Origin of the sequence: Pseudomonas alvandae (assembly GCF_019141525.1) — a bacterium.
In the GTDB taxonomy this organism is placed as follows: domain Bacteria; phylum Pseudomonadota; class Gammaproteobacteria; order Pseudomonadales; family Pseudomonadaceae; genus Aquipseudomonas; species Aquipseudomonas alvandae.
Genome location: NZ_CP077080.1, coordinates 3,304,753 through 3,319,936 on the forward strand (window position 1 = coordinate 3,304,753; position 15,184 = coordinate 3,319,936).

At 62.1% G+C, this 15,184-nt stretch carries 14 protein-coding genes; 9 read left to right on the forward strand and 5 right to left on the reverse strand.

All coding sequences use genetic code 11. From position 1 onward, the window contains the following. Positions 1 to 17 precede the first annotated feature (17 nt). Positions 18 to 1,058: a gamma-aminobutyric acid-binding protein gene (locus tag KSS97_RS14750; protein ID WP_198796519.1), complete on the forward strand. Its 1,041-nt coding sequence runs from the start codon at positions 18 to 20 to the stop codon at positions 1,056 to 1,058. A gap of 192 nt (positions 1,059 to 1,250) precedes the next feature. On the opposite strand, the gene KSS97_RS14755 is transcribed toward KSS97_RS14750, so the two are convergent. The 3 genes from KSS97_RS14755 to KSS97_RS14765 form a co-directional block, all read right to left on the reverse strand. Next, entirely contained in the window at positions 1,251 to 2,162 is a 912-nt protein-coding gene (locus KSS97_RS14755) for a LysR substrate-binding domain-containing protein (RefSeq protein ID WP_198796518.1), read from the reverse strand. Positions 2,163 to 2,379: 217 nt separating this feature from the next. Further along, positions 2,380 to 3,582 carry an NAD(P)/FAD-dependent oxidoreductase gene (locus KSS97_RS14760; RefSeq protein WP_198796517.1) on the reverse strand — a complete coding sequence of 401 codons (1,203 nt, stop codon included), beginning with the start codon at positions 3,580 to 3,582 and terminating at the stop codon, positions 2,380 to 2,382. A gap of 240 nt (positions 3,583 to 3,822) precedes the next feature. After that, entirely contained in the window at positions 3,823 to 4,224 is a 402-nt protein-coding gene (locus KSS97_RS14765; protein WP_030138840.1) for a hypothetical protein, read from the reverse strand. Positions 4,225 to 4,470: 246 nt separating this feature from the next. Here KSS97_RS14765 and KSS97_RS14770 point away from each other — a divergent pair, with 246 nt between their 5' ends. Then, positions 4,471 to 5,541 carry a M42 family metallopeptidase gene (locus tag KSS97_RS14770; RefSeq protein WP_217859448.1) on the forward strand — a complete coding sequence of 357 codons (1,071 nt, stop codon included), beginning with the start codon at positions 4,471 to 4,473 and terminating at the stop codon, positions 5,539 to 5,541. Positions 5,542 to 5,678: 137 nt separating this feature from the next. On the opposite strand, the gene KSS97_RS14775 is transcribed toward KSS97_RS14770, so the two are convergent. Together KSS97_RS14775 and KSS97_RS14780 are read right to left on the reverse strand one after the other, a co-directional pair. After that, positions 5,679 to 6,158, reverse strand: coding sequence for a nuclear transport factor 2 family protein (locus tag KSS97_RS14775; protein ID WP_030138842.1), 480 nt, complete (start codon positions 6,156 to 6,158; stop codon positions 5,679 to 5,681). A gap of 60 nt (positions 6,159 to 6,218) precedes the next feature. After that, positions 6,219 to 6,785 (reverse strand): TetR/AcrR family transcriptional regulator, encoded by a 567-nt coding sequence (locus KSS97_RS14780; protein ID WP_030138843.1) that lies wholly within the window; start codon positions 6,783 to 6,785, stop codon positions 6,219 to 6,221. Between the two features lie 125 nt (positions 6,786 to 6,910). On the opposite strand from KSS97_RS14780, the gene pssA reads away from it, so the two are divergent. The 7 genes from pssA to KSS97_RS14815 all read left to right on the forward strand — a co-directional run bounded on the left by pssA (position 6,911) and on the right by KSS97_RS14815 (position 15,168). After that, positions 6,911 to 8,254 carry a CDP-diacylglycerol--serine O-phosphatidyltransferase gene (gene pssA, locus KSS97_RS14785; protein ID WP_217859449.1) on the forward strand — a complete coding sequence of 448 codons (1,344 nt, stop codon included), beginning with the start codon at positions 6,911 to 6,913 and terminating at the stop codon, positions 8,252 to 8,254. 11 nt (positions 8,255 to 8,265) lie between these two features. Then, complete coding sequence (locus KSS97_RS14790; protein WP_217861997.1) at positions 8,266 to 9,282, forward strand: AraC family transcriptional regulator; 1,017 nt, start codon at positions 8,266 to 8,268, stop codon at positions 9,280 to 9,282. A gap of 260 nt (positions 9,283 to 9,542) precedes the next feature. Continuing rightward, on the forward strand, positions 9,543 to 10,514 hold the full coding sequence (locus KSS97_RS14795; protein ID WP_217859450.1) for an NAD-dependent epimerase: 972 nt from the start codon (positions 9,543 to 9,545) through the stop codon (positions 10,512 to 10,514). 33 nt (positions 10,515 to 10,547) lie between these two features. Then, positions 10,548 to 11,291 (forward strand): glycosyltransferase family 2 protein, encoded by a 744-nt coding sequence (locus KSS97_RS14800; RefSeq protein ID WP_217859451.1) that lies wholly within the window; start codon positions 10,548 to 10,550, stop codon positions 11,289 to 11,291. Position 11,292: 1 nt separating this feature from the next. After that, complete coding sequence (locus KSS97_RS14805; protein ID WP_030138848.1) at positions 11,293 to 11,586, forward strand: lipid-A-disaccharide synthase N-terminal domain-containing protein; 294 nt, start codon at positions 11,293 to 11,295, stop codon at positions 11,584 to 11,586. A gap of 4 nt (positions 11,587 to 11,590) precedes the next feature. Beyond that, a complete protein-coding gene (locus KSS97_RS14810) occupies positions 11,591 to 13,111 on the forward strand; it encodes an ArnT family glycosyltransferase (RefSeq protein ID WP_438269607.1) in 1,521 nt (506 codons plus the stop codon). A 392-nt stretch (positions 13,112 to 13,503) separates the two neighbouring features. Then, positions 13,504 to 15,168: an AMP-binding protein gene (locus KSS97_RS14815; protein ID WP_217859452.1), complete on the forward strand. Its 1,665-nt coding sequence runs from the start codon at positions 13,504 to 13,506 to the stop codon at positions 15,166 to 15,168. Positions 15,169 to 15,184 lie beyond the last annotated feature (16 nt).

A 15,184-nucleotide genomic window follows, 5' to 3' on the forward strand; every position in this document is an offset into this window, starting at 1 on the left:
TTTCGAGGAACCGCTTCATGTCCAGATCCTTGCGTTGCAACATTGCGTGTGCCCTGGCGTTGCTGAGCACCAGCGTCCTGGCCGCGCCACAAAGCCTGACCGTGATTTCATTCGGCGGCGCCACCAAGTTGGCCCAGGACAAGGCCTACTTCCAACCCTTCAACGCCAGCGGTGCGGGAAACATCGTGGCCGGCGAATACAACGGCGAGCTGTCGAAAATCAAGGCGATGGTCGCGGCCGGGCACACCAGTTGGGACGTGGTCGAGGTGGAAAGTCCCGAGCTGCTGCGCGGTTGTGAAGAAGGCTTGTTCGAAAGACTCGACCCGACGGTCATCGGCAAACCCGGGGATTTCGTTCCGGGAGCGCTCACCGAGTGCGGCGTGGCGACGTACGTCTGGTCGATGGTCCTGGCGTATGACCAGAGCAAACTTGCGAAGGCGCCGACGTCCTGGGCGGATTTCTGGAACGTGAAGGCGTACCCGGGCAAGCGCGGTTTGCGCAAGGGCGCCAAGTACACCCTGGAAATCGCCTTGCTGGCGGATGGCGTCAAGACCGAGGACGTGTACAAGGTCTTGAACACACCGGAGGGCGTCACACGGGCATTTGCCAAGCTGGACCAGATCAAGCCGAACATCCAGTGGTGGGAGGCAGGCGCCCAGCCGGCGCAGTGGCTGGTGGCCGGCGACGTGGCGATGAGTGCCGCCTACAACGGTCGCATCGCCTCGGCACAGAAGGAAGGCATGAAACTGAGCATCGTCTGGCCGCAGAGCCTGTATGACCCGGAGTATTGGGCGGTGGTCAAAGGCACGCCTAACAAGGCCCTGGCCGAGAAGTTCATCGCCTTTGCCAGTCAGCCGCAGACGCAGAAAGTCTTCTCGGAGAACATCCCGTACGGACCGGTGCATCGCCAGACGCTGGGCCTGTTGCCCGCTGAAGTCCGTGAGCAACTGCCCACCGCCGAGGCCAACCTGGCGCAGGCGCAAGCCGTAGACGCGGAGTTCTGGGTCGATCACGGCGAGGAGCTGGAGCAGCGTTTCAACGCCTGGGCGGCTCGCTAGTATCCAACCTGATATCGAACCGCTCTTGTGGCGAGGGAGCTTGCTCCCGCTGGGGTGCGAAGCGCCCCCTTTACCCTGTGATCGTGGTGTAGCAGGTGGACCGCGTCAGGTTTTTGGGGCTGCTGCGCCCGAGGCGTCGGACCGGCCCAGCGGGAGCAAGCTCCCTCGCCACGGGGTATCAGGCTCGCCGGTCTACGCCAACCACTCCCTGAACTGCTCCTTGCAATAATCCACGAACAACTGCGCCGGCTTGGTCAGGTGCGCGCGCTTGAGCCAACCGGCCACCAGTGCCGAACCCGTCACGTCCTCGGCGATACTCACGCATACCACGTGCTGTCCGTCGTAGGTGCAGGTCGATTGCGGGCGGGTCACCAGCACGGCAAAGCCAAATCCCTGGCCGACCATGCCGCGCACCATCTCGATGGAAGGCGAGCTGAAGACGATGTTCGGCGTCAGGCCCAGCTCCTCGAAAATGCTGACGAAATAGGTACGGCTGGGCTGGACGTCCAACAGGATCATCGGTTCAAGCACCAGGTCGCGCAGCGATACCTGCGATTGATTGGCGAAGCGGTGATCCGCCGGCAGCAATGCATAAGGCCGTTGCGGCGCCGTCAGCGCTTCGGTTTCTATCGTGCTGTCGAGGTCGTGCTCATAAAAAATCGCCAGGTCGAAACGCCCACCGGTCAGGCCCTGGACCAGCTCCTGCTGCTCGCCGTCCTGCACGCGGATCTCCACGCCGGGAAAGCGCTCGCGAAAACCCGCGATCAGCCGTGGCAGGTAGAGCGGGGCGACGGTTTCGAAGCAACCGATGTCGATCTGTCCACTGACCACGTCGTTGTCGGCCAATGCGTTCTGCTCGAACTCCCGGGCCATGCGCAACAGCTCCTGGGCCTTGCGATAGAAACGCGCACCGGCCGGGGTCAGCGAGACGCCCTGGGCGTGATGGCGGATCAACAATTGCACGCCGAAACTGTCTTCCAGGCCCTTGACCGCCGTGGCAATCGACGGCTGGGCGATGTACAGCTTGCGGGAGGCTTCGGCGACGCTGCCACATTCCACGGTGGTGACGAAATACTTCAACTGACGCAGGGAATAGGACGCCACGGCACACCTCGATCCGGATGGTTTCGCCTACCTTACCGTGAGCCGCCGGTGCGGGGCGACGGGGGTTGCAACGGATTTTGCTGGGCAGTGGCGATATCCAGGCTGGCTTGTCGAGCGGGCAGAAAAAACGCCCGCCGAAAAATCCTTGGCAGGCGTCTGGGAAAAACCGGCACAGAAGGAGGGACTGGCCGGAGTAGGGCGCGTCTGGATATGAGGATCAGGCCACCGGGATGGAGGGGTCAGCCGCCGCCAAGGCGGTTGCGCGGTCGGCGGCGGGCGGATAGATCCACACCGAGTTGATCTGGTGCTTGAGCTCCTTGGCTTCCTGGCCGAGCAACTTCACTTGGCGATCCCAGCCTTCGGTGTACACCGCGCCCCAGGCGCCGAGATCCAGGCACGTCACGTACTTGGGTTGGCTGTAGGTCATCGGCGCGACGCCGAGCAGGTCGGCGGCAACGTTGTTGCCCGCGTAGCGGCCCAGGGCGATGGCGTGCTGGCAAGACATGACCGCGTAATTGCCGAGGTCGTCGGTCGCGGCATAGGCCACGTCGCCGGTGGCGTAGACGTCGTTTTGTCCCAGGACTTTCAGATGCCCGTCGACATGCAATCGGCCCTGGCGATCGTGGGTTCCAGGTATTTGTTCGGTCAGTGGGCTTGCGCGAAAACCGACCGTCCAGATCACGGTCCTGGATTCGATGCGCTGGCCGTCCGATAGGGTGACACCGCTGGCATCCACCGATTCGACCGAGGCATTGAGGATCCACTCGATACCCAGCTGATCGGAGGCTTCGATGATCGAAGGGCTGATCCCTTCGCCCAGCGCGGCACCGATTGACGGTCCACGGTCGACGACGATCACGCGGATGTTGGCATCGCTGCCGAGAACGGCGCGCAGGCGGGCGGGCATTTCGGTGGCGGTTTCGATCCCGGTGAAGCCACCGCCGGCCACCACCACGGTGTTGCGAGCGGGGCTGTCGGGCAGGGTTGCGAGGGATTTGAGATGGGCTTCCAGGCGCGCAGCCTGTTCGATCTCATCGACGTCGAACGCGTGTTCCAGCATGCCTTCCAGCTCCGGGCGCATCAGCTTGCTGCCCGCCGCGAGTACCAGCCGGTCGTAGCTTTGCGTGGCGAGGCTGCCGAAAACGTCGCGGTAGCCGACTTGTTTGCGGTTTACGTCGATGCTTTCGGCGACACCGTGGATGAAGTTCACGCCGACCGCATCGAACAACTCGCCCAAGGGCGCCATCATGGTATGGACGTCGGGCTCATAGAAACGCGGGCGGATGCGCAACTCCGCCTGGGGCGCCAGGACGCTGATCTGTACATCGTTGCGATCATGCTGGTCGAGCAGGCGAGCGGCGCTGAGTGCGCTCCATACCCCGCCAAAACCGGCGCCGACGATCAAGATGTGCTGTTTCATGATGTGCTCCCAAAGACGAAATCGATACGTTGAATTGTTTGTTTCAGCGTGACCGTGTGGCGAACGAGCGGAAGGGCTTGGCCTGGCGTTTGGAATCGCCAGGCGTATTCAGCTTCGGTTCGCTGTGGGAGATGGTAGGTGGTGGAGAGAGGCGGGGCACTTCTACATAGGGTCAGTGCGGGCATGCGTGGGTGTGAGGGGACTATACGAAGGTATGGACGAAGGTATGGAAAAACCCCATCAACCCCCACCAAACAGATCCCGGGAATCCAACAGCCGCCAGGCAATTTCAGGCCGCTTCTCCAGCCCTCGCCGAATCGCAGCCGGAATCGACTGGCGAATCTTGCGGCACAGCCCTGGCTGCTCCTGAAATTCAATGGCAATACCGCGCATGGTGCGAACCTCGTTATGACCCGGCTCGATCGTCACCCGCACGCCCAGGTTCTCGAACAGCCGCTGCTGCAACCGTTCGAGCTCGTCCAGGCTCTGGATATTCTCCAAACGCTCAAGCAGGCGCTTCTCCTCCTGGCGATTCAGGCAAAGGATGCGCAAATCGCTGCCAGGAGTTTGCAGCAATGCATCACGCCCGCAATCACACACGCCAGGCGGGCAGGGGGGACGGATCGGAATCGACGCGGTCATGGGCTCCACGAGATCTGCGACACAGCAAAACCGCCTTTTGGCGTAGGGGCGACCCAGGCAATGTGATGCCTGGCGGCGCGTCGGTCAACCCTTCGAACGGGCCGCCTGTCCGCGCGCCGGCAAGGCCCGCTCGTCAGTTTCGCCAGGATCCGATCAAATTTTTCAGCGCCAGCCGTGTTCAAGAAGACAAACACGTCGCGGCCCGCTTCGTCAGCAGGTCGCACCTGGAAAAGGAGACTCCCTTCGATGCAATCCAATCCGTCCACCTTACCGCTGCTGGAAGAGCTGCTGATGGCCCGCGGGCCCGGCGGGCAGGAGCACGAAGTGCGCGATATCTGCCTGCGGGAGCTGGAGCCGCACTGCGACGAAACCTGGGTCGATCCGGCCGGCAATGTCATCGGCCTGATCAAGGGAAACCTGTCAGGCGCTGAAACGAATTCGCCGGTCCGGATCATGGCGCACCTGGACGAAATCGCCATGCTGGTCAAGCGTATCGAGCCCGACGGCACGTTGCGGGTGGTCTCATTGGGCGGCGCCAATCCGATCAACTTCGGGGTGTGCCCGGTGGACATTCTCGGTGACCGGGACTTCATCCCCGGTGTGTTGTCATTCGGATCGATGCACAGCACTGGTGAAACCCACCAGGGGGCGGATGTGCTGTCGGGGAACGTCAATTGGGGCGATGTGCATGTGATCACCCGATGCTCCGGTGAACAGTTGCAAACCCATGGCGTACGCCCCGGCACGCGAGTGGTCTTGAGCCAGCACTGGCGGCGCCCGTTTCGGGTCGGCGATGCCATCGCCGCGCATTTCCTCGATGACCGCGCGCCCATGGTCGCCAGCCTCCAGGCCGCCACGTTATTGGGCAGCCGCCGCGAGACGCTCACGCACGACGTGTATTTCGTGTTCACCACGCAAGAAGAGGAATCCAATGCCGGCGCGCTCTACGCCGCCAGCCACCTGCCAGGGGATGCGACGGTTGCCGTTGAGGTCGGCCCCGTGGTCGCGGAATACGCCACCCGCCTGGGCGTCGATCCGATCATCAACACCGGCGATAAAAACGGCTGCTACCACCGTGGGATCGTCGACCAGTTGTACCAGGCCGGCAGGCGCTGCGGGCTGACGCCACAATTCGCGCTGCTGGCGGATTTCGCCAGCGATGCCAGTGCGATCATGAGCAGTGGGGTGTCGGCCCAAGGCGGCTGCATTGCGATCCCGACGGAAAATACCCACGGTTACGAACTGATCGTGGACGGAAGTATCGAGGCCTGCGCTGGAACGTTGCTGGAGTTTTTGCTGAATCGAACCAAAGACTGACAAAAAACAGTGTGGGAGCGAGCTTGCTCCGGGCGGCGTTCCGACGATGGCGGCCGGCCAGTCAACAGAGGTGTCGACTGCCAGCTCATCGCGAGCAAGCTCGCTCCCACAGGTTGGGGTCAGTCCAGGTTTGGGTATTACAGCCCCAGATCGGAAAGCCCCGGGTGATCGTCTGGCCGACGGCCCAGCGGCCAGTGGAATTTACGTTCGCTTTCCTTGATCGGCATGTCGTTGATGCAGGCGTAGCGGTTGGACATCAGACCCTCGTTGTTGAACTCCCAATTCTCATTGCCATAGGAACGGAACCAGTTGCCCGAATCGTCGTGCCATTCATAGGCGTAACGCACGGCAATGCGGTTGTCGGTGAAGGCCCAGAGTTCCTTGATCAGCCGGTAATCCAGTTCCTTGGCCCACTTGCGAGTCAGGAAAGCCTTGGCTTCTTCCCGGCTATGGGCGAATTCGGCGCGGTTGCGCCATTGGGTATCGAGGGTATAGGCCAGCGAAACTTTCTGCGGATCGCGAGAGTTCCAGCCGTCTTCGGCCAGGCGAACTTTCTCGATGGCTGTTTCACGGGTGAACGGCGGCAGCGGTGGACGAACTTCGGCAGAGGACGACATGGCAAATCTCCAGAGGATGAGTGCATCAATTACAGGCGGTCTTGCAGGTACGCGTGTTGCTTATTCAATGGCCAGCAGGGTCTTCAATACGTCTTGGGCCTGATCGGCAGCGTCGTGATCGCCCATGACCAGCGCGAGGGTGATGGCGCCGTCGATCAGAATGAGCACCTGCCGAGCCAGCTGCTCCGGCCGCTCGATGCCTTGCTCGACACACAGGCCGGTCACGTAGTCGAGCAACTTCTGCTTGTGCATTTTCGCCACTTGGCGAACCGGATCCCGGGGGTCGCCGGTTTCGCCGCTGGTATTGATGAACGCACAGCCGCGGAAGCCTTCGCTCTCGAACCAGCCCTTGAGCACAGGGAACAGGTTGAGCAGCCGTGCGAGCGGGGTCGGCGCCTTGTCCACTTCGCCGCTGAACCATTGCATCCAGCGTTCGTCCCGGCGCTTGAGCGCAGCAACGACCAGATCGTCCTTGTTGGCGAAGTAGCGATAGATACTTTTCCTGGAGACGCCGGCGGTTTTCACCAGGAGATCCATGCCGGTGGCAGCGATGCCACTTTTGTAGATCAGTTTTTCGGCGACATCGAGGATGATGTCTCGTGTTTCACTGCTATTGATTTCGTTCATGGGCCTAAAAGTAGAATGATCGTTCTCCTTGGTCAAATGTTTTTTTCATCGGGCGGGGGAGGCCCAAAGCCGTCCATCATGGTGTAAGCTCGTCGGTTCTTCGGATTTGACCTTTTGCGAGCCCTATGCCGTCGCTTTTCAAACGCTCCCTGCTGCCCAAGCTGCGCAGCTTTGCACTGACCGCCGATGCCGTGACCATCCTTGATGGCGCCGCCGAGTTCCGCCGTTGCCTGCTGGAGAAAATCGCCCAGGCCACCCAGCGCATCTACATCGTCGCCCTGTACCTGCAACAGGATGAGGCCGGCCAGGAAATCCTCGATGCCCTGCATGCCGCCAAGACCGCGCGTCCCGAGCTGGAGGTGGTCGTGGTGGTGGATTGGCTGCGCGCCCAGCGCGGATTGATCGGGGCCAAGAAGCAGCCCGGCAACTCGGCGTGGTATCAGGAACAGACGCGCACCCATGCCAGCGAAGTGCCGATCTACGGCGTGCCGGTGCAGACCCGCGAGCTGTTCGGCGTGTTGCACTTGAAAGGCTTCGTGATCGACGACTGCGTGCTCTACAGCGGCGCCAGCCTGAACAACGTCTACCTGCACAAATTCGATAAATACCGCTACGACCGTTATCACCTGCTACAGAACACCGCGCTGGCCGATTCGATGCATCACCTGGTGCAGCACGGCCTGGTTGCCTCCCGGGCGGTGCATCGCCTCGACTTGCCGAACCTGCCCAGCACCCGCAGTTTGCGCAAGGACATCGGCGACCTGCGCAGTCGCCTCAAATATGCGGCCTACGACACCACGGCTGGCAGCCTCGATAAAAGTGGCCTGTCGGTCAGCCCGCTGCTGGGCGTCGGCAAGAACAACCCGTTGAGTCGAGTGATCGGTGAACTGATTGCCAGCAGCCGCCAGCAACTGACCATCTGCACGCCTTACTTCAACCTGCCGCTGGCGGTGACCCGGGAAATCAACCGGGCCCTGGCCCGCGGGGTGCGGATCGACATTATCGTCGGCGACAAGACCGCCAATGATTTCTACATTCCGCCAAGCGAGCCGTTCAAGATCATCGCCGCATTGCCGTATCTGTACGAGATCAGCCTGCGGCGCTTCGCCAAGCGGCACCAGCGCTACATCGACAGCGGCCAGTTGAACCTGCACCTGTGGCGCGACGGCGACAACACCTACCACCTCAAGGGCATGTGGGTCGACGAGCGCTACACCTTGCTGACCGGCAACAACCTGAACCCCAGGGCGTTTCGCCTGGACCTGGAAAACGCCCTGTTGCTGGACGACCCCAAGGGCGAACTGCTGGTGTCGCGCCAGGCCGAGCTTGAAAAGATCTATCGCCACACCCACCGCATCGAACGCTACCTGGACCTGGAAACCCTGCCGGACTATCCGGCGGCGGTGGGCAAGTTCCTCAAGCGCGTCAGCCGGGTGCGGATAGAGCGACTGCTTTATCGGATCCTGTGAACACCCGTGCCATGGCGGAAAAAGACACCATCTCCATCCAGTTGGTGCGTGAGGCGCTGTTGCAAAGCTGCGCGCCAGGAGCCGCGACGGATGAAGTCCTGGAAAAGGTCGGCATAGCCCCGGCCTTGCTCGATGATCCCCAGGCCCGGGTGCCGGCCCATGCCTATGCACGGCTCTGGCGCCTGCTGGCCCGGCGCCGCGATGACGAGTTCTTCGGCATGGACCCGCGCAAGCTCAAGTCCGGCAGCCTGGCGTTTCTTTGCCAGTGCGCCATGGCCCAACCGACGTTGGCTACGGGTTTGACCGCAGGACTGGGTTTCCTGTCGCTGATGCTGGAACATCTGCCAGCCCAGTGGGCTCGCCAGCAGAGCCTGGCGGAAATCGTCCTGCTCGAAGAAGGCCAGGCGCCGCGTCGGGCATTTACCTATTTCACCTATTGGATGATTGTCCACGGCGTGGCCTGCTGGCTGGCCGGACGGCGCATCCCGATCCTGTCGGTCGAGTTACGTTGCCCAGCGCCGGATTTCTGCGACGATTATCGCGTCATGTTCTCCCAGAACCTGCGCTTCGACCGACCTCGCACCAGGATGATTTTCTCCGCCGAATGCCTGGACCAACCCATCCGGCGCAGTCCCGAAGAGCTCAAGCGCTTCCTGGCCCAGGCGCCGGCGAACATCCTGGTCAAGTACCGCGACCCGCAAAGCCTCTCCAGCCGAATCCGGCATGATTTGCGCCAATTGCCTGCTGAACAGTGGCCGGAAACCGAGGCACTGGCCCAGCAGCTGTGTGTGTCAGCGTCGACCCTGCGCCGCAGGCTGGCGGAGGAGGGGCAGACCTACCAAGGCCTCAAGGACAGCGTGCGCAAGGAGTTGGCCATCACCTGGCTGGCCGAGCCGTCCATCAGTTTCGTGGAGATTGCCTCGCGCCTGGGGTTCGCCGATGCCAGCTCGTTCTACAAGGCGTTTCGCAAGTGGTCCGGGTCCAATCCAGGGCATTACCGCAGCCTGATTCTCAACGATCCTCACTGATTCCCCTGGATAGGCGCAGGGAGTTTTTGTGGGAGCGAGCTTGCTCGCGATAGCGATTTAACAATCGACAATTGTGTCGTCTGACCCACCGCCTTTGCGAGCAGGCTCGCTCCCACATAGGTTTTCCCACATAGGTTTCACTGGGCAGACCGGCACGCTCATAAAACCGTCATCTATTTTTGCTAAAAGGCTCTGCAGCGCCCGGAAAAGCCGGGCCATCAGCCAGGGTAGCGTATGCAAGTGACCGTTTTGGGTAGCGTATGAAGGTGCTGGTCACCGGTGCTGCGGGATTCATCGGGTTTCATGTGGCCAAGCGGCTGTGCAGCGATGGCCATGAAGTGATCGGCATCGACAATCTCAACGACTACTACAGCGTCGAGTTGAAACAGGCGCGCCTCGCGCAGTTGGCGCAATGCCACAACTTCCGCTTTCAACGGCTGGACGTGGCGGACAAGACGGCCCTGACGGAGGTCTTCGCGCAGAACGCCTTTGAATATGTCATCCATCTCGCGGCCCAGGCGGGCGTTCGTTATTCCATCGACAATCCCGACCTGTATGCGCAAAGCAACCTTGTGGGTTTTCTCAACATCCTGGAGGCCTGCCGAGCCCATCGGCCGGCGCACCTGGTCTACGCTTCGAGCAGCTCGGTCTATGGCTTGAGCGAACGCCTGCCCTACGCCACGACCGACCCGGTCGACCAGCCGGTTTCATTTTATGCGGCGACCAAGCGCGCCAACGAGCTGATGGCCCACGCCTACTCCCATCTCTACGGCACTCCCACCACCGGCCTGCGCTTTTTTACCGTGTACGGGCCATGGGGGCGACCGGACATGGCGCCATTCAAGTTCACCGACGCCATCCTCAAGGGCCGTCCCCTCGATGTCTACAACGATGGCGCGATGTCGCGGGACTTCACGTATATCGACGACATCGTCGAGGGCCTGGTGCGCTTGCTGCCGCTGCCGCCAACCGATGAGGCTGGCGTGCCCAACAAGGTCTACAACATTGGCTTCGGCGGGCCGGTGAAACTTCTGCAGTTCATCGAGTGCATCGAAGAGGCCTTGGGCATGCGCGCGGTCAAGCATTTCCTGCCGTTGCAATCCGGCGACGTGGTCGATACCTGGGCTGACACCCGTGAACTCGAGGAGCGCGTGGGTTTTCGCCCGCAGGTCCCGGTGCCCGTTGGCGTGCAGTCGTTCGTCGATTGGTACCGCCACTATTACCGCGTTTAACCCACCCATTCCCGTGTTTTAGATTGGAACGCCATGCACGAAACTCCTTATGTGTCGGTCCTGATTCCGGCGAAAAACGAAGCTGGCAACCTCATTCCCTTGCTGGAAGAAGTGCGTGTTGCACTGGCCAACGAGGCCTTTGAGGTCATCGTGGTCGACGATGGCAGCACCGACGCCACCGCGGCCGAGCTGCGTGCGCTGCAACGCGGCGGCTATCCCCAGCTGCGGGTGCTCAGCCATGCCCGTTCCCTCGGTCAAAGCACCTCGATTTTCCACGCCGCCGAGGTGGCGCGCGGGCATTGGTTGGCGACCCTGGATGGCGACGGTCAGAACGACCCGGCAGACTTGCCGAAGATGCTGGACTTGGTCCGTGGATCGGAAGGCGCGCCCGGGGGGGTGAAATTGGTGGCCGGGCATCGCGTCAACCGCCGGGACACGGCGAGCAAGCGCTGGGCGTCGCGATTCGCCAACAAACTGCGGGCCAGCCTGCTCAAGGACCAGACGCCGGACACTGGATGCGGCATCAAGCTGATCGAGCGCCAGGCATTCCTGCGGCTGCCGTATTTCGATCACATGCACCGTTTCATTCCGGCGCTGATTCGTCGTCACAACGGCCGGATGCTGGTCCAGCCGGTCAACCATCGTGAGCGCGGCGCCGGTGTCTCCAACTACGGCAACCTCGATCGCGCCCTGGTGGGCATCCTTGATCTGTTCGGCGTGTGGTGGCTGATAAAGCGCACCCGCCTGGACACCCACGCACAAGAAACCGAGGTTTGACATGGGCAGAGAATCGTTGTGGCTTGCGGTCGGCTTCGGCGGACAACTGGCATTTACCGGCCGTTTCGCCCTGCAATGGCTGTACAGCGAGTACAAGAAGCGCAGCGTGATTCCCGTGGGCTTCTGGTACCTGAGTATCATTGGCAGCGCGTTATTGCTGGCCTATGCGATCTACCGCCAGGACCCGGTTTTCATTGTCGGCCAGTCGTTCGGCTTTATCGTTTACCTGCGCAATCTGCAGTTGATCGCCAAGCACCACGAGCGGGAGAACCGCGAAGTGGCAGGGAAGGGCTGAGACGGTGAGGATACGACTGTCCAGCTCGCGCCTGGAATGCCTGGCGTGGGCGGCGCTGGCCTTGATCATGGTCGGTGCCGGCCTGGGCTGGCGCCAACCGATGAATGTCGACGAGGAGCGTTTCCTCGGCGTCGCGCTCGAAATGCTGCAAAACGGCTCATGGTTCATTCCCCATCGCGCCGGTGAAATCTACGCCGACAAGCCGCCGCTGTTCATGTGGGCGGTGGCGTTGTTCGTGCAGTTGACCCATCTGCCCAAAATCGCGCTGTATCTGCCTGCGCTGCTGGCCGGCGCAGTCACCACGGCGTGCCTGTATGACCTGGGCCGGCGCCTGTGGGGGCGGCGCGTGGGAAGCATCGCTGCGCTGTTGTTCCTGGCGACTTACCAGACCTACAGCATTCTGCGCACGGGCCAGATCGATGGGTTTCTTGCGCTCTGGACCATCCTGGGCATCTATGGTTTGTGCCGACACCTGTTGCTCGGCCCGGCCTGGGGCTGGTACTACGCGGCCTGCGCGGCGATGGGGTTTGGGATCATCAGCAAGGGCGTGGGGTTTCTGCCGGCGTTGATGCTGATTCCCTACGCGTATGCGCTGCGCAAGGGTTGGAAGGGCGTAGTGCCGATGCCCGGCAAAGCGTTGGCCTGGTGGCTGGGGCTGGTCGTTGCGTTGGCGGCCATCGCGGTATGGCTCGGGCCGTTGCTGGTGATCGTCGGGCAGGGCAGCCCTGACAGCCTGGCGTATGTCCAGGAGATCTTGTTCAAACAGACGGCGGGGCGTTATGCCAACGCCTGGGAGCACCGCGAACCGTTCTGGTATTTCATCGTCCAGGTGATCCCGAAATACTGGTTGCCGCTGTTTTTCATGCTCCCCTGGCTGGTGCCGGCGTGGCGCAAGCAGCTCATCAAGCACGACGGCCGGGTGCTGGTGCTGCTCGGTTGGGTGCTCCTGGTCCTGCTGTTTTTCAGCCTGAGCAGCGGCAAGCGCAAGTTGTATATCTTTCCGGCGTTGCCGGGCTTGATCCTGTTGGTTGCACCGCTGGTGCCGTGGATGCTCCGTCGCTGGTTTGGCAAGCGGCCGAGGGGCAGGGTGGTGTTCGCCGCCTTGACCGCGGTGTGGCTGTGCGCCTGGTTCGTGCGCGGTTTCATTGAGCCTTACAAGGAAGGCGTCAACCCCCATGAGACCTTGATGCGTGATGTGGCGCGACTGACGGGCAACAGTGAATTGGTGCTGGTGGGCTGGCGGGAAGGCCACTGGTTGTTCGCGCAACAGCCCATCGTGCATTTCGGTTTTCATACCGGCGATGCCCTGGAACAGTCCGCTTCCTGGCTGCGCAGCCATCCGCAGGCGTTTGCCTTGGTGCCGGAACGGAACCTGGCGCGTTGTTACGACCCACAAAAGGCCCGCCGGGTCGGCGATACCTCCCGGGCCAAGTGGTTCCTGGTGGGGGCCGATGCGGACAACCAGCGCTGCCAACCCCCGGCGCCGGAAAAGGCCTATTCCTTTGCCTGGAAACAGCCCCTGTAGCGGCAGTAATACTCCTCACTTAAGAAAAACGATGGCCCCGTGGCGAGGGGATTTAGCGAAACGTCGCACCGCCCCGTTGGGCTGCGCAGCAGCCCCAACAGCAACGACCTCGATCTTACTGGCACACCGGGTTGTCTGGTTGGGGGCCGCAGCCCAACGGGGATAGATCCCCTCGCCACAGGTGTTTAAGCAGGCTTGCTGTGGCTGCCAGCCATTGCGGGAGCGAGCCCACTCGCGATGAGGCCATTCCTGGCAACACCGACTTAAGTCCATGGCCAAACCAGTCAAGCAACTTGATGGCTTTGACCATTGCCCCCCACGCCCTTCGGCGCGAGTATTTGCGTGCTCTTCACGGTTCCCCCACCAATAAAAAGTACAGAGGGATTCTGGTCATGCGCGATTATTCGTCCGCCACGTCGCAGTTCGATTACCTGCACACCGTCAATGCCGCGTTGCACGGCTCGCTCGAGGCACTCAACGCCTGTGTTGAATGTTGCGACCGGCACGCCTTGCCGGGGCGCATCGCCCTGTTCTGGGAAGGCCGTGACGGCAGTGACGCGACCTGGACTTACCGTGAGCTGCAAGACAACGCCGCGCGCTTCGCCAATTTCCTCCGCGCCCAAGGCGTCGGCAAAGGCGACAAGGTTGCTGGCCTGTTACCGCGCAACGCCGAATTGCTGATCGTGGTGCTCGCCACCTGGCGCATCGGCGCCGTGTACCAGCCGCTGTTCACCGCGTTCGGTCCCAAGGCCATCGAACACCGCCTCGGCAGCTCCGGCGCGCGGATCGTGGTCACTGACGCGGTCAACCGTCCCAAGCTCAACGAAGTCACCGGTTGCCCCACCGTCGTCACGGTCGGCGGTGCAAAGGGCGAGGGCATCGTCCGTGGCGATTACAGTTTCTGGGCCGAGGTCGCCAACCAGTCCGACCAGTGCGAACCCCTGATGCTGACGGGCGAGGATCCGTTCCTGCTGATGTTCACCTCCGGCACCACCGGCCCGGCCAAGGCGTTGTCGGTGCCGCTCAAGGCGATCGTGGCGTTCCAGAGCTACATGCGTGACGCGGTGGATCTGCGACCGGAAGACGCTTTCTGGAACGTCGCCGACCCGGGCTGGGCCTACGGCATCTATTTCGGCGTGACCGGCCCGTTGGCGCAGGGACATCCGATAACCTTCTACGACGGCCCGTTCACCCTTGACAGTACCTGCCGCGTCATCAACAAGTACGGCATCACCAACCTGGCGGGTTCGCCCACGGCCTATCGCCTGCTGATCGCCGGCGGCGAGCAGTTCGCCCGGTCGATCAAGGGTAAGCTGCGCATCGTCAGCAGCGCCGGTGAGCCGCTGAACCCGGAAGTGATCCGCTGGTTCGCCGACAACCTGGACGTGGTGATCCACGACCATTACGGCCAGACCGAACTGGGCATGGTGCTGTGCAATCACCACGGCCTCGACCATCCCGTCCACCAGGGTGCGGCCGGTTTTGCCTCGCCAGGCCACCGCATCGTGGTGCTCGATGAAAACCATCAGGAACTGGGCGTCGGTCAGCCGGGCATTCTTGCCGTCGACCGCAGCCAGTCACCGATGTGCTGGTTCGCCGGTTACGAAGGGGGCCCGACCAAGGCCTTCGTTGGCGATTATTACCTGAGCGGCGACACCGTCGAGTTCAACCCCGACGGCAGCATCAGCTTCGTCGGGCGCAGCGATGACGTGATCACCACGTCCGGCTACCGGGTTGGCCCGTTCGATGTGGAAAGTGCGCTGATCGAGCACCCGGCCGTGGTCGAGGCCGCCGTGGTCGGTAAGCCCGATCCGGAGCGCACCGAGCTGGTAAAAGCCTTCGTGGTGCTCAGCGCCCAATACCGCGCCGCGCCCGAGCTGGCCGAAGAACTGCGTCAGCATGTGCGCAAGCGTCTCGCCGCCCATGCCTATCCCCGTGAAATCGAATTTGTCAGCGACTTGCCGAAAACCCCGAGCGGCAAGTTGCAGCGCTTTATCTTGCGCAACCAGGAAATCGCCAAGGCCCAAGAAGCCGCGGCGCAGAACGTTTCAGCTTGAATCCAAGGAAACCATG

What these genes read in the sequence shown, in the direction of transcription:
- KSS97_RS14815 (WP_217859452.1), top strand. Translation starts at nt 13,504, where the DNA reads ATGCGCGATTATTCGTCCGCCACGTCGCAGTTCGATTACCTGCACACC.
- KSS97_RS14770 (WP_217859448.1), top strand. Translation starts at nt 4,471, where the DNA reads ATGCAATCCAATCCGTCCACCTTACCGCTGCTGGAAGAGCTGCTGATG.
- pssA (WP_217859449.1), top strand. Translation starts at nt 6,911, where the DNA reads ATGCCGTCGCTTTTCAAACGCTCCCTGCTGCCCAAGCTGCGCAGCTTT.
- KSS97_RS14790 (WP_217861997.1), top strand. Translation starts at nt 8,266, where the DNA reads ATGGCGGAAAAAGACACCATCTCCATCCAGTTGGTGCGTGAGGCGCTG.
- KSS97_RS14805 (WP_030138848.1), top strand. Translation starts at nt 11,293, where the DNA reads ATGGGCAGAGAATCGTTGTGGCTTGCGGTCGGCTTCGGCGGACAACTG.
- KSS97_RS14795 (WP_217859450.1), top strand. Translation starts at nt 9,543, where the DNA reads ATGAAGGTGCTGGTCACCGGTGCTGCGGGATTCATCGGGTTTCATGTG.
- KSS97_RS14750 (WP_198796519.1), top strand. Translation starts at nt 18, where the DNA reads ATGTCCAGATCCTTGCGTTGCAACATTGCGTGTGCCCTGGCGTTGCTG.
- KSS97_RS14760 (WP_198796517.1), bottom strand. Translation starts at nt 3,582, where the DNA reads ATGAAACAGCACATCTTGATCGTCGGCGCCGGTTTTGGCGGGGTATGG.
- KSS97_RS14800 (WP_217859451.1), top strand. Translation starts at nt 10,548, where the DNA reads ATGCACGAAACTCCTTATGTGTCGGTCCTGATTCCGGCGAAAAACGAA.
- KSS97_RS14780 (WP_030138843.1), bottom strand. Translation starts at nt 6,785, where the DNA reads ATGAACGAAATCAATAGCAGTGAAACACGAGACATCATCCTCGATGTC.
- KSS97_RS14775 (WP_030138842.1), bottom strand. Translation starts at nt 6,158, where the DNA reads ATGTCGTCCTCTGCCGAAGTTCGTCCACCGCTGCCGCCGTTCACCCGT.
- KSS97_RS14765 (WP_030138840.1), bottom strand. Translation starts at nt 4,224, where the DNA reads ATGACCGCGTCGATTCCGATCCGTCCCCCCTGCCCGCCTGGCGTGTGT.